Raw genomic sequence first — 21,651 nt, 5'->3', positions numbered from 1 at the left:
ACCTGGGCCTTGACGACACGCGTCAGGCCTTCCTATAGTCAACACATCGGTTGATCAAGGGAATGGTTGATAAACATGACGGTTGATGACGATCAGTTGGACCGGGCGTTCGCGGCACTCGCCGACCCGGTCCGGCGGGCGATGGTCGCGCGGCTGTCGCGTGGCCCGGCCGGGCTGAACGAGCTGGCCGAACCGTTCCCGATCACCAAGCAGGCGGTGTCGCGGCACATCCAGGTGCTCGAGGCCGCCGGACTGATCACCCGGACCCGCGAGGGTCAGCGCCGGCCGTGCCACCTGGTACCGGCCGTCCTCGAAGCACTGACGAGCTGGATCGACGAGTACCGGCTCGAGACCGAGCGCCGCTTCCGGCGCATGGATGCGGTGCTGGACACCGTGAAGGAGCAGGAGAAATGAACGCGACCACCATCAACACGCCCGCCGGCACCCCGTTCGTCGAGGTCATCCGCGAGTTCGACGCCACGCCGGCGCAGCTGTACCGGATCCTGTCCGACCGCGACCTGGTCGCGCAGTGGCTGGGTCCGCGGGATCTGGACGCGACCGTCGAGGAGTACGACGTACGGCCCGGTGGCAGCTACCGCTACATCCACCGCGACGAGAACAGCGACTACGCCTTCCGCGGGGTCTTCCACACCGTCGAGCCGGAGAAGCTGATCATCCAGACCTTCGAGTGGGAGGGCGCGCCGGGCGAGGTCTGCCTGGAGAAGCTGACCCTCGAGCCGACCGCGAAGGGCGTCCGGCTGCACCAGCAGTCGGTGTTCCCGTCGGTCGAGACGCGGGACCAGTCGATCGAGCACGGGATGGCGTACGGGATCAACGACTCGATGGACCGGCTGGCCGAGCTGCTCGCCAAGGAGGCCTGAGATGAGCCGGGTCGTGGTCGACATCTCGGTGTCGGTGGACGGGTTCGTCACCGGTCCCAACGTTGGTCTCACCAACGGACTCGGGGACGGCGGGATGGCGTTGCACGACTGGGTCTTCCACGGGACCGAGGCGGATCAGGCCGTGCTGGACGCGGCGTTCGAGGCGACCGGCGCGGTGGTCCAGGGGCGCAACCTCTTCGACATCATCGACGGGCCGGACGGCTGGGACGACAACCTCGGGTACGGCGCGAAACCGACCGGTGAGGTGAATCCGCCGATCTTCGTGGTCACGCACACACCGCCGGCGAAGACCCGGCTGGGTGACCGCTTCACCTTCGTCGGCAGTCCGGCGGAAGCAGTCGAGCGGGCGTTGGAAGTTGCCGGGGACAAGGACGTGTGCGTGATGGGTGGCGGGGACATCTGCCACCAGGTGCTCGCGGCCGGGCTGGCCGACGTACTGCGGTTGCACGTGGCAAGCGTCGTACTCGGCGACGGGACGCGGCTGTTCCCAGCCTCGCCCGCGGCGGGGTTCGGGCTGGAATTGGTCGAGGCTGTGTCGACGCCGTCGGCGCAGCACCTTACTTACAAGGTGGTGAAGTAATGATGGGCAAGGTCATTGCGAGCGCGGCGGTATCCCTGGACGGGTTCGTCGCGGACAACGAGGACGCGGTCGGGCCGCTGTTCGACTGGTACAACAACGGCCCGGTGGAGGTGTTCGGGACGGACCAGGGCCGCCCGTTCCACGTCAGCCAGGCGAGCGCGGAATACATGCAGGCGACGTGGCCGAACATCAAGTCGTGCGTGATCGGTCGCCACCTCTTCGACATCACGAACGGCTGGCACGGCGTCCCGTCGGTCGGCGACCATGTCTTCGTCGTCACCCACGAGCCGCCGGACTGGCCCTTCCCCGACGCCCCCTTTACCTTCGTCAACGGCATCGAGGAAGCCATCGCCCAGGCCAAGGCCCACGCCGGCGACCAGGACGTCGTCCTCACCGGCGGCGACCTCACCGGCCAGGCACTCGCCGCCGGCCTGGTCGACGAGATCGCGTACAACTTGGTCCCCGTCGTCTTCGGCACCGGCAAGAAGTTCTTCGGCGACTACGCCGGCCCCCAGGTCCTCCTCACCGACCCCCAGATCGTCCAAGGCGACCGCGTCACCCACCTCCACTACCAGGTCATCCGGTAGAAATGCCCCCATGGGAGCCAAGGACTGGATGCTGCTGTACGCCGACACGGACGCCGCCGCCGTACTCCGCAGCCGACCAGAACCGGACCGCGACGCCACCCATGCACTGGTCGACCGCCTCCATCCCGCCACCACGCTGACTCCCCTCTCTGAGCAGTCTCTGGAGGCGAAGGCAAACCCACCTGACGGCGAGTTCTACGCCGGGGTGTTTCCGGGGCTCACCGTGATCACCAGCGGTCAAGTGGCGTTGGACTATCCCTCGGCCTTGCCGGAGCGGTTCATCGAGGAGGGGCGCGGGCGGACGCTCTACCTGCACGCGATGCACAGCGTCGTCGACTGGTTTGCCTTCGGTGTGTGGGAGGACGGGGTGCTGCGGCGGGCGTTGAGTTTGTCGCCGGACGACGGGGTGCTGGAGAACCTCGGGGAGCCGCTGGAGTTCGAGCGGCCGTACTGGGCGGGTGAGCGGCGGCTGGAGGACGACGGGGACGGAGATGCCTACCCGCTCGACTTCCACCCGTTGGAGCTCGGCGAGGACGCCCTCCGGAACTTGTTCGGCTTCAACTGGGAAGGGGCTGTGCAGGACGACGACCCCGAGTTGGGTGAGGTTATGTTGCTTGGTTATCGCCTGAGCTGAGGGTGGTCGGCGACGACGGTTCGCGATCCCGGCTCGACCTCGGTGAAGCCTGCGTCCTGCACGACAGGCAGCCTGCTGGACAGCAGTTCCTTCCACTGTGCGGCGCTTGCGGTGCGGACTGCCAGCGCGAAGTCGTTCGCCTCCCACTCCTTGCGCGCTTGTGACGAGAGCGCCCACCACGCCAGCTGGGCCGCGTGACCGCACTGCGCCATCGCCTTCCCGCTGGACATCTCGAGCGCCGGGTTGACCCACAGCACCGGTACGCCGGGCAACAGCGCAGGCAACTCGTCGACGTCCTCGAAGTCGGTGCCGGTGACCTGGAGGTTCGCGAGCTCGACCGGTACGGCGTCGACCGCGGTCGGCGGGAAGACCCGGACCTCCGCCGTACCGCCAACCACGGTGATCCCCGGAACGGACTCCGTACGCCGCCACTCCACACCCCGAGCCCGCTTCACGATCTTGCGGATCCGGTTGTCCTGCCACGCACTCATCGCCGCCGCCCACTCGCCGTCACCACCCGACCGCTCGTCGGCAAGGATCGCGAGCACCGCCCGAGCCGCCGTCTCGAGCGCGTCCGTCTGCGCCGGCCGCGCGTTCTTCTCGACGCGCACGACCAGGGTGAGCACCTGTTCCACGCCGCGAGTCTGCCAGGGCGGTAGGTTGAACTCATGCAGCAGTACCTGGATCTCTTGCGGCACGTACTGGACAACGGGGTCGAGAAGGGTGACCGGACCGGGACGGGCACTTTGAGTGTGTTCGGGTACCAGTCGCGCTACGACCTCCGGGACGGGTTCCCGGCGGTGACGACGAAGAAGCTGCACCTGCGGTCCGTGATCGGGGAACTGATCTGGTTCCTCTCCGGGTCGACCAACGTCAAGTGGCTGCACGAGAACAACATTTCGATCTGGGACGAGTGGGCCGACGCCGACGGCGAGCTGGGTCCGGTCTACGGCTACCAGTGGCGCTCCTGGCCGACTCCTGACGGCCGGCACGTCGACCAGATCACGAACGTGATCGACTCGATCAAGACCAACCCGAACTCGCGCCGCCACATCGTCAACGCGTGGAACGTCGCGGACGTGGACGACATGGCGTTGCCGCCGTGTCACACCATGTTCCAGTTCTACGTCGCGGAGGGCCGGCTCTCCTGCCAGCTGTACCAGCGCTCGGCCGACATCTTCCTCGGCGTCCCGTTCAACATCGCGTCGTACGCGCTGCTCACGCACATGGTCGCGCAGCAGACCGGGCTGGAGGTGGGCGACTTCGTCCACACCCTCGGCGACGCGCACCTGTACCTGAACCACCTCGACCAGGCCCGCGTGCAACTCACCCGCGAGCCGCGGCCGCTCCCGACGCTCCGGCTCGCGCACCGCGATTCGATCGACAGCTACGAGATCGCCGACGTCGAACTGGTCGGCTACGACCCCCACCCCGGCATCAAGGCGCCCATTGCCGTCTGATCGTTTCTCTCGTAGCTAACAACGAGTAGCTAACGACTGGGCCAGGGAGACCTGGAACCGCGTAGATTGTGTGCGCGTCACGGAGGTACCAGGGGCCTCTCGGAGGGGAAGACGACGATGACTGAAGCTGACAACACCGCAGCTGGTGCTGCCGCCGCGCAGCCGGCGATGGCACCGCTGCAGCCGCCGACCGCGACTGCGCCGGGGCTGATACTGACCGCTCCACCGCCGTCACAGCCTGTTGCCGCCACCGCGGCGCCGAGCCTCGCGCCGGCCGTCGACCCGGCCGCGCTGCCGGGGCTCGACTCGAAGGTGGACACCTTCCTCAGCTCGCTGATGGCGGCCGAGCCGCGGTCGCCGGAGTTCGCGGCCAAGGCGAGCGACGTCCGCAGCATGGGCGACGTCGACATCCGCGCCGCCGCCGACAGCTCCAACCGGCTGCTCAAGTCGCCGGTCCGCGCGCTCCAGGAGGGCGGGCTGTCCGAGGGGTCGACGGTCGGCAAGACGCTGCTCGAGCTCCGCCGTACGGTCGAGAACCTCGACCCGAAGGACGCGACCGGCCCGCGCAAGCTGCTCGGGATGATCCCGTTCGGCGACAAGATCGAGGACTACTTCCGCAAGTACCAGAGCGCGCAGAGCCACCTCGAGGGCATCCTGCACGCGCTGCGCAACGGCCAGGACGAGCTCGGCAAGGACAACGCCGCGCTCAACCTGGAGAAGCAGCAGCTCTGGGACGCGATGACACGGCTGAACCAGTACGTGTACGTCGCCGAGCGGCTGGACGCCCGGCTGTCCGCGGCGATCTCCGAGCTCGAGGCGACGAACCCGGACAAGGCGAAGGCGTTCCGCGAGGACGTGCTGTTCTACGTCCGGCAGAAGCACCAGGACCTGCTCACCCAGCTCGCCGTGTCGATCCAGAACTACCTGGCCATCGACATCGTGATCAAGAACAACATCGAGCTGATCAAGGGCGTCGACCGGGCGTCGACGACCACGGTGTCCGCGCTGCGTACGGCGGTCATCGTCGCGCAGGCGCTGAGCAACCAGAAGCTCGTGCTGGACCAGATCAGCGCGCTGAACACCACCACCAGCAACATGATCGAGCGGACCTCGCAGATGATGCGGGACAACTCGGTGGCGATCCAGCAGCAGGCCGCGTCCGCGACGATCGGGCTGCCGCAACTGCAGGCCGCGTTCGCGAACATCTACGCGACCATGGACGCGATCGACACGTTCAAGGTGGAGGCGCTGGACAACATGGCCGCGACCATCGGCACGCTGGAGACCGAGGTGACCAAGTCCCGGGCGTACCTGGACCGCGTCGCGCAGCAGAACCAGCAGGTGGTCCACGGCAGCCTCGACCTCGACCTGGGTCGCTGACAAACACCACTAGCTGGGGGGACGGGGTACTGCATGGCGCTCGGTGACTTCTTCGCGCGGCTGACCGGTCGCAAGGAGGAGCCCGAGCCTGCCCCGATCCCCCGAGCACCGACGAACGAGGACCTGCTCGCCGCGCTCGTCCGCGTCGAGCAGCTGGTCGCGGAGGGCGCCGTACCGGCTGTCGTCGCGTCGCGGGTCGGACGGGTCGTGCGGGTGGTCCGGGAGACGATCCCGCGGCTCGGGAACGTGGCCGGCAGCCTGCAGGCGTACTCCGTGATGGCTACGGCGACGGACTACTTGCCGGAGGCGATCGGCGGGTACCTGCGGCTGCCGCGGCAGTGGGCGGACACGCGTCCGGTGGACCGGGGCAAGACGTCGCTGATGATCCTGATCGATCAGTTGGACCTCTTGGCCGCGACGATGGACAAGGTCTTCGACGCGGTGAACCGGGCGGACGCGGCGGCGCTGATCGCGCACGGGCGGTTCCTGCAGGAGAAGTTCGGCACCGGATCCACCGGTGGGGGTCTGGCGCTCGGTCCGACCGAGTCCACGCCACCACCGGACACCGGCCCGCTGCAACCACCACCAGGCCGAGGAGGGTCATGAGCGGCACGGGGGGCCTCGAAGAAGCACTGGCTGCGCTCGCAGCGGTCGCCTCGCGTGCTGGGGTAGCCGAGGACAGGGCCCGTACGGAGGCGCTGTCCCTTGCCGCTGCACTGGCTGAGTCCGCACCGGGCGCACCGGCCGCTTGGTCGGAGGCAGTCAAGGGCGCAACGACGCAGGACTTCTTCGACGCCGCCGTCCGCGGTCGTCGCTGGCGGGGCGCTCCTACTGGCGTCCTGACCGAGCTGGTAGCAGCTGGCTCGAGCGAGAAGGGCGCGTATGCCGAAGCACTCGCCGAGGTCGCATCCGCCGCCTGCACGCTGGGCGAGCCGACCATGCGGGTCGTAGGAAACGCATCCGTGGCAGCCGCCGCACAACTGCAGGCGGCCGGCGCTCGTCCGCTTCCAACGACGCCAACCCCTCAACCTGCTGAGCCGGCAGTTGAGTCCGCACCCCAGCCCGAGCCAGAGCCAGAGAAGTCGGTTGAGGAGTTGCTGGCCGAGCTGGATGAGTTGACCGGGTTGAGTCGGGTCAAGCGGGAGGTGCACCGGCAGGTCGCAGTACTGCGGGTGGAGAAGCTGCGGAGTGAGGCGGGGTTGAAGAGCCCGACCATTACTCGGCACCTGGTGTTCGTGGGCAACCCCGGCACTGGCAAGACGACCGTGGCTCGGTTGGTGAGCGGGATCTACAAGGCGCTCGGGTTGCTGTCCAAGGGGCAGCTGGTCGAGGTGGACCGGTCGGAGCTGGTGGCTGGGTACCTCGGGCAGACGGCGACCAAGACCGCTGAGGTGGTGGCGTCGGCGGCCGGTGGCGTGCTGTTCATCGACGAGGCCTACAGCCTGACCGCGGGTGACAACGGCGCCGACCAGTACGGGCGGGAAGCCGTGGACACGCTGGTGAAGGAGATGGAGGACCGGCGCGACGACCTGGTCGTGATCGTCGCCGGATACCCTGCGCCGATGGCGGACTTCATCGCCGCGAACCCGGGCCTGGCCAGTCGGTTCCGGACCACGATCGAGTTCGAGAACTACACCGACGACGAGCTCACCGACATCCTCACCGGCCTCGCCGCGGCCGCCGACTACGAGCTGGTCCCGGAGGCGATGGACCGCTTCCAGGAGATCCTCACGGCGACGCCGCGGAACAGCTCGTTCGGCAACGGCCGGTTCGCCCGCAACGTGCTCGAGGCCGCCATCGGCCGGCACGCCTGGCGGCTCCGCGACGTCACGGCACCGACCACCGACCAACTGCGTCAGATCCTCGCCACCGACCTCGACGACGAACCAGAAGAACCAGAACACTCAGAAGACCCAGAACAGTCCGAAGCTGAGGGTGCGCCCGAGGACCGGTCCGAGCAAGGAGGAGAGGCGTGACCCAAACCCAGAGTGCGCCCCCAGCAACCTGGTCGCCCCCGGCCGCACCCGTCGGTACGACGCAACCCGCGCCGCCGGCCCAGAGCCGCCGGAACGCGATCGCCGGCTGGTTCGAAGGCACGCCCGGCCGGATGCGCGCCTTCCTGATCCTCGGCGCCGCACTGAGCGTGGTCTTCGGCGTCGCTGCGGCCCAGGGCTTCCAGCAGTCCGACGGCTCCCTGAACCGCGCCCAGGCCAACGCCGCCCAGCTCGTCCGCATCCAGGCGATCCACACCAACCTGGTCAGCGCGAACGCCGACGCCACCAACGCCTTCCTCGTCGGCGGCCTGGAGCCACCGCAGGAACGCCAGCACTTCGTCGACTCGATGGCCGCAGCGGCAGGCCTGATCGCCGAGGCCAGCACCGCGCAGCCCGCAGACCGCGACGCGCTCGGTGCACTCAACAAGACCCTGATCACGTACAGCGGCCTCATCGAGCAGGCCCGCGCCAACAACCGCCAGGGCCTCCCGATCGGCTCGCAGTACCTGAAAGACGCGAACTCTGTTCTCCAGGACGACTCGCTGCCGTTGGTCACGAAGCTGGTGCAGGCGAACGAGTCCCGCGTCGACACCGAGTTCGACGGCATCAAGTACGGCACGATCTGGGTGCTGGTCGGCGGCCTGCTCGCACTGGTCGTGCTCGTCTTCACCCTTCGCTGGCTGGCCAGACGCACCCACCGCTATCTGAACCTGCCGATCGCGGCCGGGGCTGCGCTGGTCCTGCTGACCACAATCGTCGGCGGCGTCGCGCTGTCGTCCGCCTCCGGTAGCGCGAACGACACGCGCGGCTTCGAGTACGACCGGACACTCGCGCTGTCCCGGGCCCGGATCGCGGCGTACGACGCCCGCTCGAACGAGAGCCTGACGCTGATCGCGCGCGGCTCGGGCGACGCGTTCGACCAGGCGTACACCAAGGCGGCACAAGAGGTCGACAACCAGCTCGGCAAGCTCGGCACGACCGACCTCGCACTGCACAACGCCTGGGCCAACTACGAAGCGGTGCATGCCAAGGTGCGCGACGCCGATGCGAAGAAGGGCGACTGGGACAGCGCGGTCGCGATGGCGGTCGGCGCCAACCAGACCTCCAGCTCGGTCGCGGCCTTCGACCAGTTCGACCAGGCATCGAGCCAGCAGCTGAACGACACGAGCGGCGCCGTCCAGACCAAGCTCCAGGACGCCCGCGACGGGCTGCCGCCGATCGGCTGGCTCGGTATCCCGCTCGGCATCGTGGCCGCCCTGCTCGTCGCCTGGGGCTTCTCCCAGCGTCTGGAGGAGTACCGATGAAGAAGCTCGTTCCCGCGGTCGTAGCCGCCGCGCTTCTCCTCACCGCCTGCGGTTCCGGCAACTACGCCGCCACGCAACTCCCGGCCGCGCCCCAGCCGGCCCAGTCCTCGGCGGCCCCGGCTGCCCCCGCGCAGTGCGACGAGTCGACCGCCCTGCAGTCCTATGCGCCGCTCAACCCACTCCCCGCGCCGGGCGGCGCGATGCCGGCGGGTATGGCGACGATTGTCCAGCGCGGCCGGCTGATCGCCGGTGTCTCCGCGGACAGCCTGCACCTCGGTGCGCGGAACCCGCTGACCGGCGCGATCGAAGGCTTCGACATCGACATGGTCAAGGCCGTCGCGACCGCGATCTTCGGCACCTGGAAGGGGCACCTCGAACTGCGGGTGATCTCCAGCCCGGCCCGGATCCCGTCGCTGCAGAACAACTCGGTCGACATCGTCGCCCGGAACATGACCATCAACTGTGCTCGCTGGCAGAAGATCGCGTTCTCCGCCGAGTACTACCACTCGGGCCAGAAGACGCTCGTCCAGCGCCAGCCGGACTCCACGCCGAAGTACACGAGTCTCGCGCAGATGTCCGGCAAGACGGTCTGCGCACCGGCCGGATCGACCAGCCTGGACAACCTCAAGAAGAAGAACCCGGCGATCAAGACGGTCACCGCCGACAGCGACACCGGGTGCCTGGTGCTCTTCCAGCAGGGGAAGGCGGACGGGATCAGCGGCGACGACACCGTGCTGGCCGGCGACGCCGCGCAGGACCCGTACGCCAAGGTGATCACGGAGCGGATCAGCGAGGAGCCGTACGGTCTCGGCATCAACCAGGACAACATCGACTTCGTGAAGTTCGTCAACGGGGTGCTCGCGCAGATGAAGGCCCCCGCCCCCGGTGGTGGACCGTCGGCGTGGCAGGTCTCCTACGGCAAATGGCTCCAGCCTGACCTCGGGCCGGCGACCCCACCGACTCCGCAGTACGGCCGCAAATGACCGTTCGTACGCCGACCGTCTCGGCACCGCCGCCGCCGGGGAAGATGGGGAGCAGCGTTCCGGCGACGGAGCTGCTCTCCTTCCTCAACCTGCTCGGCGAGTGGCGGGATCGGCGGAAGGCGGAGCTCGACGAGCTGGACCAGGCTGCCCTGCACTCCCCCGACGCGGACGAGCTGAGCGCGGACGTCGTGCTCTGCATGGCAGTTTGGAAGGCCGTCTCGGATCGCTACGAACTGATCCTGGTCACCTGGGACTCCGGGCGGGTCGGCCAGCAGGAGACCGAGCGGATCTCCAGCCTGATCTGGGGTGGCCTGAACACCGGCGGCGCTGGTGGCTCGCTCGCGGTATCGTTGCCTGAGGCATGCAAGCTGTCGGACGCGCTGGCGTCCAGCCTGCGCGCCAAGCTCGCGATCGACCCCGACGACGCCGACCTCGTCGCCCGGCTGCGACAGCTCCGAGCGCAGGTCGAGCGGATCAGCGACCTGGTCAAGCAAGAGCCGGCCAACGCCCGCAACAAGGCGCTGGCCGAGCACCACGACCTGGACCGGCGGCTCACCGACCTTGCCGACCGCAACAAACGCGGCGCGGACATCGGCGGCCTGATCGGCCCGCTCGAGCAGGACGCGGCGAACGCCGAACGCGACCTGATCGTCGGCGCCGCCACCCGCAAGGAACGCGCCGCCGACGTGGCCCGGGCCCGGTCCCTGCGCGGCGAGCTCGAGGCGCAAGGTACGGCGGTCCGCGCACTGGCCGACAAGACGGTCGCGGCCGTGTCGCCGGCGCCGCGTCTCGCCGTACCCGATGTGACCGCGCTCGGACCGGTGCCGAACACGCCGGCGGAGCTGGCGCACTACCTGACCCGGCTGGACGCCGTACGGCGGGCGCTCGGTCAGGCGCAGGCGGCGTACGGCGCCGCGCTGGCGCGCCGGGACGAGCTGTCCGCTCTGCTCGACGCGTACCAGGTGAAGGCGGCAACGATTGCCGCAGGCAACGAAGATCTCGCGGAGCTGTACCGCCGGGGACACGCCACGCTCGAGGCGGAACCGGTGGACCTGCTGCGGCTCGGTTCGCTGGTCGCGGCGTACCAGGCTTACCTGGAAGGGGCGAAATGACGACCTGCACCCAGCCCGGCTGCACGGGCACCTATGTGGACGGGTACTGCGACGTGTGCGGCTCCCCGGAGACCGCGGCGGCACCAGCAGCCACGGCGACCGGCGCCTGCACCCAGCCCGGCTGCACCGGCACCTACGTCGACGGGTACTGCGACGTCTGCGGCTCCCCCGCCGGCACCACCAGCTCGGCGAGCCATGACCCCGACCCGATCAGCACCCCGTCGACCGTCTCCCGCGCGTCCAACCGGCTGGCCTCCACGCCGCTCGGCTCGGCCCGCGCCGGCGCCGCCGGTTCGAAGCTGACCCGCAAGCTCGGTACGTCGTCCACCCGCCTGCGTGGTGCGCGGCTCGGCGCCGGTCTGACCCACGTCCCGTCGATCCCCGCGATCGACGCGAGCAAGGCGATCCTGGCCAACCCGATGGTCCCGGAGGACCGCCGGAACTGCCCCAGCTGCGGCAACCCGGTCGGCCGCTCCCGGAACGGACAGCCCGGCCGGATGGAAGGCTTCTGCCCGAAGTGCCGCAACCGGTTCTCGTTCTCGCCGAAGCTGCAGGCCGGTGACCTGGTCGGCGGGCAGTACCTGGTCCGCGGTTGCCTGGCACACGGTGGTTTCGGCTGGATCTACCTGGCCCAGGACCAGAACGTGTCCGACCGCTGGGTCGTCCTCAAGGGCCTGCTGAACTCCGAGGACCCGGACGCGGTCGCCGCCGCGATCGCCGAGCAGCAGTTCCTGGCCCGCGTCGAGCACCCGCTGATCGTCGAGATCTACAACTTTGTCACCCACGACGGCGCCGGCTACATCGTGATGGAGTACGTCGGCGGCACCTCGCTGAAGACGCTGCTCAAGCAGCGGATGGCGGACAACCACGGCCAGTACAACGCGCTGCCGATCGACCAGGCGATCGCGTACCTGCTGGAGATCCTGCCCGCGTTCTCGTACCTGCACGACCTCGGTCTGGTGTACTGCGACTTCAAGCCGGACAACATCATCCAGGTCGGCGACGCGGTCAAGCTGATCGACCTCGGCGGCGTCCGCCGGATCGACGACCTGGACTCGGCGATCTACGGCACGGTCGGGTTCCAGGCCCCCGAGGTGGCCGAGGTCGGCCCGTCGGTGGCCTCCGACATCTACACGCTCGGCCGGACGCTGTGCGTGCTCGCGATGGAGTTCCGCGGGTACCAGTCGAAGTACGTCGCCTCGCTGCCGCCGGTGGGCGAGGTACCGCTGTTCCAGAAGTACGACTCGGTGTACCGCCTGCTGGCCAAGGCATGCGCGCCGGACCCGGCCGACCGGTTCCAGTCGGCGGATGAGTTCCGCGTGCAGCTGCTCGGCGTACTGCGGGAGATCGTCGCCGACAAGCAGGGCGTCAAGGCAGCCCAGCACTCGGCCTCGTCGTTGCTGTTCGGTACTCCGGGCGACAAGTCGGTCGGACTGGGGGACGCGGCCGCTCCGTGGCAGCAGCTGCCGTCGCTGGCAGCAGACGACGGCGACAAGATGGCGGGCTGGCTGAAGACGGTCAGCGTGCCGGACGCGGCCAAGCGGATCGAGCTGCTCGTCGACGCGCCCGAGCAGTCGCCGCAGACGCTCCTGGAGATCGCGGAGGCCGCGCTGGAGGTCGGCCCGGAGCGGTACGACATGGTTGACACCGCGGTGTCCGACCTGCTCAACGACGACCCGTGGGAGTGGCGCGCGGTCTGGATGGCCGGACTGGTCGCGCTCGCTCGCGGCGACTCGAAGGGCGCGCAGTCCGCGTTCAACGCCGTCTACGGCCAGGTGCCGGGCGAGCTGGGCCCGAAGCTGGCCCTGGCGATCGCCTGTGAGCAGAGCGGCGAGTACGACGTTGCCGAGGGCCTCTACCTGACCTGTGCCCGGACCGACGCCAACTACATCGCCCCCTCCGCATTCGGCCTGGCGGCGATCCGGACCGCGCGGAAAGACCTCGACGGAGCGCTCGACGCGCTCGACCTGGTCCCGCGGACCAGCGGCGCGTACGTGCGGGCTCGTCGCCAGCGAGCCGGACTCCTGGCAGGATCGGGGCGTGGCCTCCCCGCGCTCGCCCAGGCGATGGACAGTATCGAGACCCTGACCATCGACCCGGTCGACCGGGCCAACCTGGCCGCGGACGTGTTCCGGACAGCGCTGGCGGAGGTTCAGCGGTCCGGTCCGCAGGAAACGCTCCGGATCGACGGGCGGGCAGCGACCGAGCCGGCCCTGCGGGACGGGCTCGAGGCCACCTATCGGCTGCTCGCCGACCAGGCCGCGACCCGGCCGGAGCGGATCGCCCTGGTCGACCAGGCCAACGAGGTTCGAGGATGGACGTTGCGATGACGAGTACGACCGAGACGGTCTGCCCCAGCTGTGGTGGGCCGGTGTCCGAGGCCGACCGCTTCTGCGAGGCCTGCGGCGCCGAGCTGAGCCCTGGCAACTCCACCAACCCCAGCACGCCCGCCTTGGACACCGACACCGAGCCGACAGTGGAGATCGCTGCGGCTGCAATGGACCAGGCCGGTCCCTGCCAGTCCTGCGGCGGCACGATCGGCCCAGAGGGGTACTGCGACACCTGTGGCGCCAAGGCCGCCAAACCGCGCGACCACTTCGAGGAGCAGCCCGCACCGTGGGTCGCTGGGGTCTGCGACCGCGGTATCCGGCACAGCCGCAACGAAGACGCCATGGCGATCGCCGCTGAGGCGGAGCCGGGCAGCAGGGCGCTCCTGGTCGTCTGCGACGGCGTCAGCTCGTCACTCGACTCCGACGTCGCGTCGCTTGCGGCCGCTCGGGCTGCGTGCCAGGTGCTGTCGGCCGGTCACGCCCAGGGCCTCGGCACCGAGTCGTCACACAGCGCCGCGGTCGCCAACCGGCTGAAGGCGGCGGCCGACGCCGCGAACGACGCCGTACTGGACAGCACGAGCCCTGACAGTCCGAACCCGGCCTCGTGCACGTTTGTCGCCGCGGTCCTGGAGGACGGGCTGCTGGTGGCCGGCAACGTCGGCGACAGCCGCGCGTACTGGTTACCCGACAACGAGGAGGCCGTCCCGCTGACGGTCGACGACTCATGGGCGGCCGAGCTGATCGCGACCGGGATCTCCCGCGCGGAGGCCGAGTCCGGCCCGCACGCGCACGCGATCACCCGGTGGCTCGGCAAGGACGCACCGGACCACACCCCGCGGACGACCACCCTCCGCGTCACCGGCCCGGGCTGGCTGCTGGTCTGCTCGGACGGCCTGTGGAACTACTGCTCCGAGGCGGCACCGCTGGCCGACCTCGTACGTCAGACCGCAGCGGGCTGTGGTGGCGAGCCGAAGGCCACCGCGTCCGCCCTGGTCGACTGGGCCAACGCCCAGGGCGGCCAGGACAACATCACCGTAGCTCTCGCGCGCATCTGAGACTGCGCCTATCTGAGAAGAGGACCAGAGATGGCCGACTTCACCGCCACCGTCTACCAGAACGAGTTCCTGCCGGACGGCGGGACCGACGTGCACGCCATCGTCACGGTGAACTGCACCGGGGCCGGTGCCGCCGGGCAGTCCGGCAGCGGTGACGCGGGCGAGATCATCATCGTCGACACCTCCGGCTCGATGGGCAAGGACGGCGTCCGGGCCGCCGCGTTCGCGGCGCAGACCGCGCTCGACCAGATCCTCGACGGGGTCTGGTTCGCGGTCATCTCCGGCAACGACCGGGCCCAGCTCGCGTTCCCGCCGTCGGCCGAGCCGGTGATGGTCAAGATGGACCCGTACACCCGGCAGGCCGCCAAGGACGCCGTCGCCCGCTTCTACGCCGACGGCGGTACGGCGATGGGCACCTGGCTGCGGCTGGCCGGACGCGTGTTCGCGACCGTCCCGTCGCTGTCGCAGAAGCACGCGATCCTGCTCACCGACGGCGAGAACCAGCACGAGACGCCGGAGGCGCTGACCCAGGCGATCACCTCGGTGACGGGTCAGTTCCAGTGCGACACCCGCGGTGTCGGCGTCGCCTGGCAGGTCGACGAGGTACGGCGGATCGCGCAGGCGCTGCTCGGTACCGTCGACATCATCCCGGCGCCGGACCAGCTGGCCGCCGAGTTCTCCAAGCTGATCCAGAACGCGATGAGCCGGGGCGTCGCCCAGGCCGATCTGCGGGTCTGGGCGCCGCAGGGTGCCGAGGTGCTGTTCGTCCGGCAGGTCGCGCCGACGGTCGAGGACCTGACGTCCCGCCGCGCGGCGATCAACCCGCTGACCGGCTCGTACCCGACCGGCTCGTGGGGCGACGAGTCCCGTGACTACCACGTGGCGATTCGACTGGCCGCGAAGGGCGTCGGCCAGGAGCAGCTGGCCGCGCGCGTGCAGCTGGTGATCGGCGACAACGTGGTCGCCCAGGGTCTGGTCAAGGCGCTCTGGTCGGCCGACGAGGCGCTGACCACACGGATCAGCCCGGAGGTCGCGCACTACACCGGCCAGACCGAGCTGGCGCAGGCGATCCAGGACGGTCTGGCCGCCAAGGCCGCCGGCGACACCGCGACCGCGACCACCAAGCTCGGCCGCGCGGTCCAGCTCGCTGCCCAGACCGGCAACGAGGAGGCGACCACCCGGCTGCGGAAGGTCGTGGAGATCGACGACCAGGAAACGGGTACGGTGCGACTCAAGCGCACGGTCGAAAAGGCCGACGAGATGGCGCTGGACACGGCCTCCACAAAGACCACCCGGGTGAAGAAATGACCGTCAACTGTCCGAGTGGGCACCCGTCCACCTCGACCGACTACTGCGACGTCTGCGGCCTCCCGATCGGCGCCGCCGCGACCCCCGCGGGCGCGGCGGTTCCGGCCCCGGGCGTACCGGCCCCAGGCCCGGCCACTCCGGGCACACCGGATGGCCCAACACCCGGCGCGCCGGACGCCGCTGTACCCGCGCCCGGCGGTCAGATCTGTCCCAACTGCCAGGATGCGGCGTCGGTCGACGCCCTCTTCTGCGAGAACTGCGGCTACGACTTCACGACCGGCACCATGCCGCGCGCTGCCTCGGCGCTCGACCTGCCCGGCACCCCGGTCCCGCCACCTCCGGCGGCGATCGCCGAGTGGGTGGTCGAGCGCTGGGTCGACCCCGACTGGTACGCCGTACAGCAGAGCGACGACCCGTGTCCGTCACCGGGACTCCCGGCCGTCATCCCGCTGGTCGAGAAGAGCGTGCTGATCGGCCGGCCGTCCCGCAGCCGCGGCATCTCCCCGGAGGTCGACTGCGGCGACGACACCGGCGTCAGCCGCCGCCAGGCCCAGCTGACCACGGACGGCCAGCGCTGGTGGGTCGAGGACCTGCAGTCCTCCAACGGCACGTACGTCGCGAACGCGGCCGGCCCGCTCCCCGAAGACCCGATCGTCCCCGGCCAGCGCCAAGAGCTGAACCCGGACGACCGCATCTACGTCGGAGCCTGGACCCGCTTGGTCGTCCGCAAGGCAACGCCCGAGGAGCAGGCCGGACAGGCTTGAGCCGGCACGTCTGTCAGGCGTGCGGGAGCAGGACAAGCTTGCCGCCGGCTCCACCCGTAGCCAGCAGGTCGAGCGCCTGCTGCGCATCGGTGAGCGGGAACGTCTTGGCCACCGCAGTGGTCAGCTCGCCGGCCGCGGCTGCCCGGCTGAGGATGCTCAGCCGGGCACCACTGGGCTCGGCCCGAACGAGCTGCGGCGTGATCCCGCGAGCCGCGGTGAACTGGCCACCAGGCACCCAAAACTCCGGGACCGTGGTGACATAGGAACCTCCGTCGCGCACAGCCGCAAAGGCAGCGAGAGCCCGTGCCCCACCGACCACGTCCAGCGCGCCATCTACCGGCCCGAGGACCGAGGCGCCGGCGTCCTGCACGTCTTTGGCACCGGCGAAGGCGTCGCGGCCGGCTTCGATGACGGTGAGGCCGGCTGCGCGGGCCAGTTGGATCGCGAAGCGGCCGACCGCGCTGCGGGGGCTGTTGACGAGCAGGGACTGGCCCGGTTGTAGGGCCAGTGCCTCCAGCGCCTGGTGGGCGGTGAGACCGGCGAGCGGCAGAGTGGCGGCGTGAGTCCAATCCAGGTTCGCCGGTGCGGGAGCGACGTACGACGCGGGCAGTGTGACGTACTCGGCGTACCCGCCGACCTGGGTCCGCGAGTGGCCGGTGCTGGCGATCACCGCCGTACCGGTCGGCCAAGCGCCCGCCTCCACGACGCCGGCCACGTCGTACCCGGGGACGAGCGGCAGTCGGAGCTCGTCGTACCAGCGGTAGCGTCCGGCGACCATGCCGAGGTCGGCGGGGTTGACCGCCACCGCCATCACTTTGATCAGGACCTCATCGGCATCAGGCTCCCGCACCGGCAGGCTGTGCGGCCGCAGAGTTGCCTCAGGCCCGACTACCTCGGTCGCCATTGCGCGCATTGTCGTCATGCCCAGCACGGTAGGCGGGCGCGGTGGCACCGTCGTTGATCGAGATCAATCGGCGCCGGATCCGGCTCAGCGCCTCGGGTGTCACCCCGACGTACGACGCGATCTGCCGCTGCGTGAGCCGCGCGGCGAGCGCCGGGTGCTCGGTGACGAACCTGGTGTACCGGTCCGCGGCGTCGGTGAGCAACAAGTCGCTCTGCCGGCGTTCGAGCGCCAGGTACAGCGCCTCGGTGAGCCGTCCGACCAGCTGCTGCCAGCCCGGGTTCGCCGCGACCATCGCGTCGTACTCCGGCCGCTGCGCCACCATCAGCCACGATGGCTCGAGGGCCTCGATCGCAATCCTGGAAGGCTCCCGGCGCAGCGCCGCGCTGTACGCGCAGACCAGCTCGCCCTCGGCCCGGAACGCCAGCGTCCGCTCGGTGCCGGCGTCGTCGGTCCCGTACAGCCGGAACAGTCCCTGCTCGACGAAGGCGACCCGATCGGGTGGATCGCCGACGCGCACGACCAGCTCGCCACGATCCACCCGCCGGCGCCTGAACACCTGCCGGCCGCGCTCCGCGTCCTGGTCCGGCAGTTGCCGCAGGAACCGCTCGAACTCCGTCACCGCTCAATCCTCGCACCGCCGCCCACAGCGACCTCAGAGGTACTTCGCCAGCCAGTCCCGGACGGCGGTGTGCCACAGGCGGGAGTTGGCCGGCTTGAGGACGTGGTGGCCTTCGTCCGGGAAGGACAGGAACGCGGACTCGACGCCCTTGCGCTGGAGGTCGTTGAAGAGGTGGAGTCCCTCCCCGACCGGCACGCGGTGGTCGGCGCTGCCGTGGACGACCAGCATCGGCGTGGTGATGTTCGCCAGGCCGCGGACGGGTGAGCGGTCGGCGTACCGCTCCGGCCGCTCCTCGGGGTAGCCGAACTGGCGGCCGAAGTACCCGGGGTAGTCCGCGATCGAGTTCTGGCTGACGAACGACCAGATGCCGGCATGGCTGACCAGGCAGCGGAAACGGTCGGTCTGACCGGCGATCCAGTTGACCAGGTAGCCCCCGAACGAGCCACCGACCGCTGCGGTCCGGTCGGCGTCGATGTCCGGACGCTGCACGACCGCATCGGTGATCGCCATCAGGTCGTCGTACGCGGTGGCGCCCCAGCCCTCCCAGCCACGCTCGATGAACGCGCGGCCGTAGCCGACGGACAGCGAGTAGTCCGGCTGCAGGACGGCGTACCCGGCGTCGAGGAAGACCGTGTTGTTCCATCGCCAGTTCCAGCTGCCGGCGCTCAGGTGTGGGCCGCCGTGGATGCTGACGACGAGCGGCGCCGGCTCCGTGGTGTCTGGAAGCAGCAGCCAGCCCTCGACCCGCACACCGTCGGCCATGGTGACGCCAACTCGCTCCAGCTTGCCCACTGTGGTCTGCGGCAGCAGGTGGACGACCTGACCGGTGCTGAGGTCGACCCGGACCGGGCTGGGCGGTGAGTCGACGCGGTGCCGCACTGCGTTGATCGCATCAGCTGCTGGCTGCAGGTTCGCGTAGCAACCGTCGTCCGTGACTCGCGTCAGCTCACCGGTCTGCAGATCGACACACATGATCGGCCGGTCTCCGTGGTCGTCGGCGAGGAAGTACACCGCACTGTCGTCGGTGGCGAACCGGATGTCAGCCGGCTCGGACACCCACAGGTCTGGGTCGTTCACCAGGTCCCGAAGGTCGCCGGTGGCCAGGTCGATCACCACCAGCGCGCCGGACGGAGGTACGTCGGGCTGCGGGTCCACGTGACGCCGTGCGGCGACGTACCGGCCGTCGTGGGACACGGCCACGTCGTAGAACCCCGCGGTGGGGTCGTCGGCGAGCACTCGCCGTACACCGGTGGTCGTGTCGATCGCGACCAGCTGCACCTGCGGCCAGCCCGGCCTGGCGACCGCCCACGTCGCGATCACCGTCCTCCCGTCCGGCGTGACCGCGAACTCCATCTCCTCGAGGGCGTGCTCGGGCTCCGGCGTGAGGTCGATCCCGTCGACAACCTGCAGCCGGAGCTCGTCCGGTCCGAGCTCGTGATCCCAGATGCGGGTCGGTGATGCGGTGTGCAGAATGCCGCTGGTCTTCCGCTCCTCCCGGAGCTTCACGTCGGCCTCGACGTCGGCCGCACCACGCATCACCGAGGTCGTCACCACCACGGTCTTGCCGCCGGTGTGTACGGCGTCGATGCCACCGGGCCGGCTCAGCACCTTCTCGGCCTCACCAACCGCAGGCAACCGCCAGAGCGCGGCCTTGTCGTCGTTGGCACGGCTCGAGACGAAGTACAGCGAGCCGTCGTCGTGGAAGACCGGCTTGCTCTCCCCCTCCGCCGAATGGGTCAGCCGGCGCGCCTCAGCAGCACCCGTCGGGTCCAGCTCCCACAAAGACGGCACCAGCTTGCCGGACTCGTCGTCGTACTGCGAGATCGTCGCAACCAGCCGCGAGCCGTCTCGGGAAAGAGCCAGGTCGGTCACCCGGCCCAGCATTAAAGAACTGTCGTAATCCACGCGCGGAGGCTAACCCCGCCCAAGGGTCTCCCGGTACTTCAGCTGTTTGGTTGGGCTTGCTGGGTCCAGCTGCGGGACGGCCGGAAGCAGAGCCATTCGATGATGGTGGAGCCCACGACGATGGGGATCGCCCAGGCCCAGGGCTGGTGCGGGAGGCTGACGATCGCGACGGCGGTCCAGAGCGCGATCCAGCCGCCGCCGTACCCGCGCAGCACGCCGCGGTACCAGAGGCCGCCGGGTGCTTCGGCGGCGCGCTGGCCGAGGTACACGAACAGGTACGACGCGATCGTGATCGGCCAGAAGTACCAGAGCCGGCCCCAGTCGTACGGGATCATCACCAGCGCGGTCAGGCAGACCAGTGCGATCGCCCAGTGGTAGACCTCGCCGGCCCAGTTCAGGCCGCGGCGGCGCAGCGTGAGGACGATCGCGAGCGGGCCGAACAGCACGGCCAGCACCCCAGCCAGGACGTGCAGGATCAGAGCGATATCGCGCATCGCCGCCCCCGGCTCCCTCCGGAGCTGTCTGACATGTCAGGGAGCATAGGGGCCCGATCGTCCTTCGTCTGCCCCTCGGCACACCCGTTTTCCGATGCGTTCCGGATGCCTTCCGGGTGTGCCGAGGGAACTGGTCAGACGGCCGGGAAGGACAGCACGCGACGGACTGCGAAGTTCCGGTAACCCTGGCGCTCGAAGCTCTTCGCCATCGGCACGTTGCCGAAGTCGGTGTCGGCGGCGATCCGCTGCGCGTCCTGCTCGGCGAACAGGTGCGTGATCTCCGCCAGCAGGTCGTCGATGTACCGGTGCCCGCGGTGCTCCGGCAGGACGCCGAGGTACCCGACCACCGGACCGCCGGCGTTGGCGGACGGGATCGCGAACCCGATCAGCTTGCCGGCGTCGTCGTACGCCAGCCGCCACCAACCGCGGTCGCCCGGCATCGACTTGTAGAGCTCGAGCTCCTCGCGGGCCGCGGCCTCGGCGCCTACCCGGGCGATCTCCCGAGCGGTGTGCGCGTCCAGACTGCCTTGGCTGACCTGCATGAACACATCCACGAAGGCCTCGTCGTCGGCCGGTTCGAAGCGCAGCCGGGTGGACCTTGCCGGCAGTCCGTACTCCGGCTTCCACTCGTAGCGAAGCCGGTCGGTGAGCTCGGTCATCCCGGCCGCCTCGGCGGCCTTGGCGCGGGGTTCGAGGCCCGCGACCGCCTCCGGCTGGTCCTGCCAGTCGCTGTCCAGGAAGAAGTGGTACTCCGGCTTTTCGACGCCGGCCGGCCGGATGGCGACGACGTGCTTGATCAGCTCGGTCCAGACCGGCACCGGGTCCCCGTCGCCGGTGTAGTAGAGGCCCTCGATGCTGTACGGGTGGTCGTCGGCGGGCATCCCCCACCAGACGGCCGCGGCGAGGATCTCGCCGTCCTCCTCGGCGATCCACATCCAGTCGGTGCGGAAGTAGCCGCGGGCAAGGTAGTCGTGGAAGCGCTCGACGGTCGCGATGTTGACGGACTGCTGCTGCTCGATCAGAGCGGCAAGGGTGCCGAGGTCGGCCTCGGCGGCGGTGCGGATGTTCACGAATCCTCCAGCAGGAGGCGCGGCTCTCCGCTCAGTGCGAGCTGGGCGAGCGGAACGGACGCGCCGGGAAACAAGTCTGAGTGCTCATCGGTCGCTCCTTCCATTCCGGTTCATTCTCGCCGTCGCAGACTCTAGGTGCGGGTCGGGGTCATCGTCCAATGGATTGGAGGTTCGGACTCGTCGCCTGCCGCCTTCGTACGACGACAGCCGGGGGGCTCTGCGTTGAAGGCGAGCGTCGCCGACCAGCCGATGGCGAGGTGGTTCGG

22 protein-coding genes are annotated in these 21,651 nt (G+C 69.6%); 16 read left to right on the top strand and 6 right to left on the bottom strand.

Annotation, left to right across the window (positions count from 1 at the left end; all coding sequences use genetic code 11):
• Positions 1-75: 75 nt before the first annotated feature.
• Genes AB0E69_RS04505 through AB0E69_RS04485 form a run of 5 tightly spaced genes read left to right on the top strand, consistent with a single transcriptional unit; the run spans position 76 to position 2,703 of the window.
• Entirely contained in the window at positions 76-414 is a 339-nt protein-coding gene (locus AB0E69_RS04505; protein ID WP_360139392.1) for a metalloregulator ArsR/SmtB family transcription factor, read from the top strand.
• Positions 411-881 (top strand): SRPBCC domain-containing protein, encoded by a 471-nt coding sequence (locus AB0E69_RS04500; protein WP_360139389.1) that lies wholly within the window; start codon positions 411-413, stop codon positions 879-881. The genes AB0E69_RS04505 and AB0E69_RS04500 overlap by 4 nt, the downstream gene beginning before the upstream one ends.
• A gap of 1 nt (position 882) precedes the next feature.
• On the top strand, positions 883-1,482 hold the full coding sequence (locus tag AB0E69_RS04495; RefSeq protein ID WP_360139386.1) for a dihydrofolate reductase family protein: 600 nt from the start codon (positions 883-885) through the stop codon (positions 1,480-1,482).
• A gap of 2 nt (positions 1,483-1,484) precedes the next feature.
• Entirely contained in the window at positions 1,485-2,069 is a 585-nt protein-coding gene (locus AB0E69_RS04490; protein ID WP_360139383.1) for a dihydrofolate reductase family protein, read from the top strand.
• Between the two features lie 10 nt (positions 2,070-2,079).
• Positions 2,080-2,703 carry a hypothetical protein gene (locus AB0E69_RS04485; RefSeq protein WP_360139380.1) on the top strand — a complete coding sequence of 208 codons (624 nt, stop codon included), beginning with the start codon at positions 2,080-2,082 and terminating at the stop codon, positions 2,701-2,703.
• Here the strand turns inward: AB0E69_RS04485 and AB0E69_RS04480 are convergent.
• Entirely contained in the window at positions 2,688-3,338 is a 651-nt protein-coding gene (locus AB0E69_RS04480; RefSeq protein ID WP_360139377.1) for an aminoacyl-tRNA hydrolase, read from the bottom strand. The two genes, AB0E69_RS04485 and AB0E69_RS04480, sit on opposite strands and share 16 nt — an antisense overlap.
• A 33-nt stretch (positions 3,339-3,371) precedes the next feature.
• On the opposite strand from AB0E69_RS04480, the gene AB0E69_RS04475 reads away from it, so the two are divergent.
• From AB0E69_RS04475 to AB0E69_RS04425, 11 genes are all read left to right on the top strand, one after another.
• On the top strand, positions 3,372-4,163 hold the full coding sequence (locus tag AB0E69_RS04475; RefSeq protein WP_360139374.1) for a thymidylate synthase: 792 nt from the start codon (positions 3,372-3,374) through the stop codon (positions 4,161-4,163).
• A gap of 117 nt (positions 4,164-4,280) precedes the next feature.
• Positions 4,281-5,543: a toxic anion resistance protein gene (locus AB0E69_RS04470; protein WP_360139371.1), complete on the top strand. Its 1,263-nt coding sequence runs from the start codon at positions 4,281-4,283 to the stop codon at positions 5,541-5,543.
• A 33-nt stretch (positions 5,544-5,576) separates the two neighbouring features.
• On the top strand, positions 5,577-6,149 hold the full coding sequence (locus AB0E69_RS04465) for a hypothetical protein (RefSeq protein WP_360139368.1): 573 nt from the start codon (positions 5,577-5,579) through the stop codon (positions 6,147-6,149).
• The gene (locus tag AB0E69_RS04460) at positions 6,146-7,519 is read left to right on the top strand and encodes an AAA family ATPase (protein WP_360139365.1); all 1,374 of its coding nucleotides are present in this window, start codon (positions 6,146-6,148) and stop codon (positions 7,517-7,519) included. The genes AB0E69_RS04465 and AB0E69_RS04460 overlap by 4 nt, the downstream gene beginning before the upstream one ends.
• Positions 7,516-8,841 (top strand): hypothetical protein, encoded by a 1,326-nt coding sequence (locus AB0E69_RS04455; protein WP_360139362.1) that lies wholly within the window; start codon positions 7,516-7,518, stop codon positions 8,839-8,841. Before AB0E69_RS04460 ends, AB0E69_RS04455 begins: the two co-directional genes overlap by 4 nt.
• Positions 8,838-9,824 carry a glutamate ABC transporter substrate-binding protein gene (locus AB0E69_RS04450; RefSeq protein WP_360139359.1) on the top strand — a complete coding sequence of 329 codons (987 nt, stop codon included), beginning with the start codon at positions 8,838-8,840 and terminating at the stop codon, positions 9,822-9,824. Before AB0E69_RS04455 ends, AB0E69_RS04450 begins: the two co-directional genes overlap by 4 nt.
• Positions 9,821-10,936, top strand: coding sequence for a hypothetical protein (locus AB0E69_RS04445; RefSeq protein ID WP_360139356.1), 1,116 nt, complete (start codon positions 9,821-9,823; stop codon positions 10,934-10,936). The genes AB0E69_RS04450 and AB0E69_RS04445 overlap by 4 nt, the downstream gene beginning before the upstream one ends.
• Positions 10,933-13,266 carry a tetratricopeptide repeat protein gene (locus AB0E69_RS04440; RefSeq protein WP_360139353.1) on the top strand — a complete coding sequence of 778 codons (2,334 nt, stop codon included), beginning with the start codon at positions 10,933-10,935 and terminating at the stop codon, positions 13,264-13,266. Before AB0E69_RS04445 ends, AB0E69_RS04440 begins: the two co-directional genes overlap by 4 nt.
• Positions 13,251-14,321 carry a PP2C family serine/threonine-protein phosphatase gene (locus AB0E69_RS04435; protein ID WP_360139350.1) on the top strand — a complete coding sequence of 357 codons (1,071 nt, stop codon included), beginning with the start codon at positions 13,251-13,253 and terminating at the stop codon, positions 14,319-14,321. Before AB0E69_RS04440 ends, AB0E69_RS04435 begins: the two co-directional genes overlap by 16 nt.
• Positions 14,322-14,351: 30 nt before the next feature.
• Positions 14,352-15,629: a VWA domain-containing protein gene (locus AB0E69_RS04430; RefSeq protein ID WP_360139347.1), complete on the top strand. Its 1,278-nt coding sequence runs from the start codon at positions 14,352-14,354 to the stop codon at positions 15,627-15,629.
• Entirely contained in the window at positions 15,626-16,393 is a 768-nt protein-coding gene (locus AB0E69_RS04425; protein WP_360139344.1) for an FHA domain-containing protein, read from the top strand. Before AB0E69_RS04430 ends, AB0E69_RS04425 begins: the two co-directional genes overlap by 4 nt.
• A gap of 13 nt (positions 16,394-16,406) precedes the next feature.
• Here AB0E69_RS04425 and AB0E69_RS04420 read toward each other — a convergent pair whose 3' ends face one another.
• The 5 genes from AB0E69_RS04420 to AB0E69_RS04400 all read right to left on the bottom strand — a co-directional run bounded on the left by AB0E69_RS04420 (position 16,407) and on the right by AB0E69_RS04400 (position 21,385).
• Positions 16,407-17,315: an NADP-dependent oxidoreductase gene (locus AB0E69_RS04420; protein ID WP_360139341.1), complete on the bottom strand. Its 909-nt coding sequence runs from the start codon at positions 17,313-17,315 to the stop codon at positions 16,407-16,409.
• Positions 17,272-17,916 (bottom strand): Crp/Fnr family transcriptional regulator, encoded by a 645-nt coding sequence (locus tag AB0E69_RS04415; protein WP_360139338.1) that lies wholly within the window; start codon positions 17,914-17,916, stop codon positions 17,272-17,274. The genes AB0E69_RS04420 and AB0E69_RS04415 overlap by 44 nt, the downstream gene beginning before the upstream one ends.
• Positions 17,917-17,949: 33 nt before the next feature.
• Positions 17,950-19,788: a S9 family peptidase gene (locus AB0E69_RS04410; RefSeq protein ID WP_360139335.1), complete on the bottom strand. Its 1,839-nt coding sequence runs from the start codon at positions 19,786-19,788 to the stop codon at positions 17,950-17,952.
• Between the two features lie 71 nt (positions 19,789-19,859).
• Positions 19,860-20,315, bottom strand: coding sequence for a hypothetical protein (locus AB0E69_RS04405; RefSeq protein WP_360139332.1), 456 nt, complete (start codon positions 20,313-20,315; stop codon positions 19,860-19,862).
• A gap of 134 nt (positions 20,316-20,449) precedes the next feature.
• Positions 20,450-21,385 carry a GNAT family N-acetyltransferase gene (locus tag AB0E69_RS04400; RefSeq protein ID WP_360139329.1) on the bottom strand — a complete coding sequence of 312 codons (936 nt, stop codon included), beginning with the start codon at positions 21,383-21,385 and terminating at the stop codon, positions 20,450-20,452.
• Between the last annotated feature and the right edge of the window lie 266 nt (positions 21,386-21,651).

The organism is Kribbella sp. NPDC026611, assembly GCF_040638345.1.
GTDB lineage: Bacteria > Actinomycetota > Actinomycetes > Propionibacteriales > Kribbellaceae > Kribbella.
The sequence above is the reverse complement of the archived record's forward strand: the minus strand, read 5'-3'. Positions and strand labels throughout refer to the sequence as shown.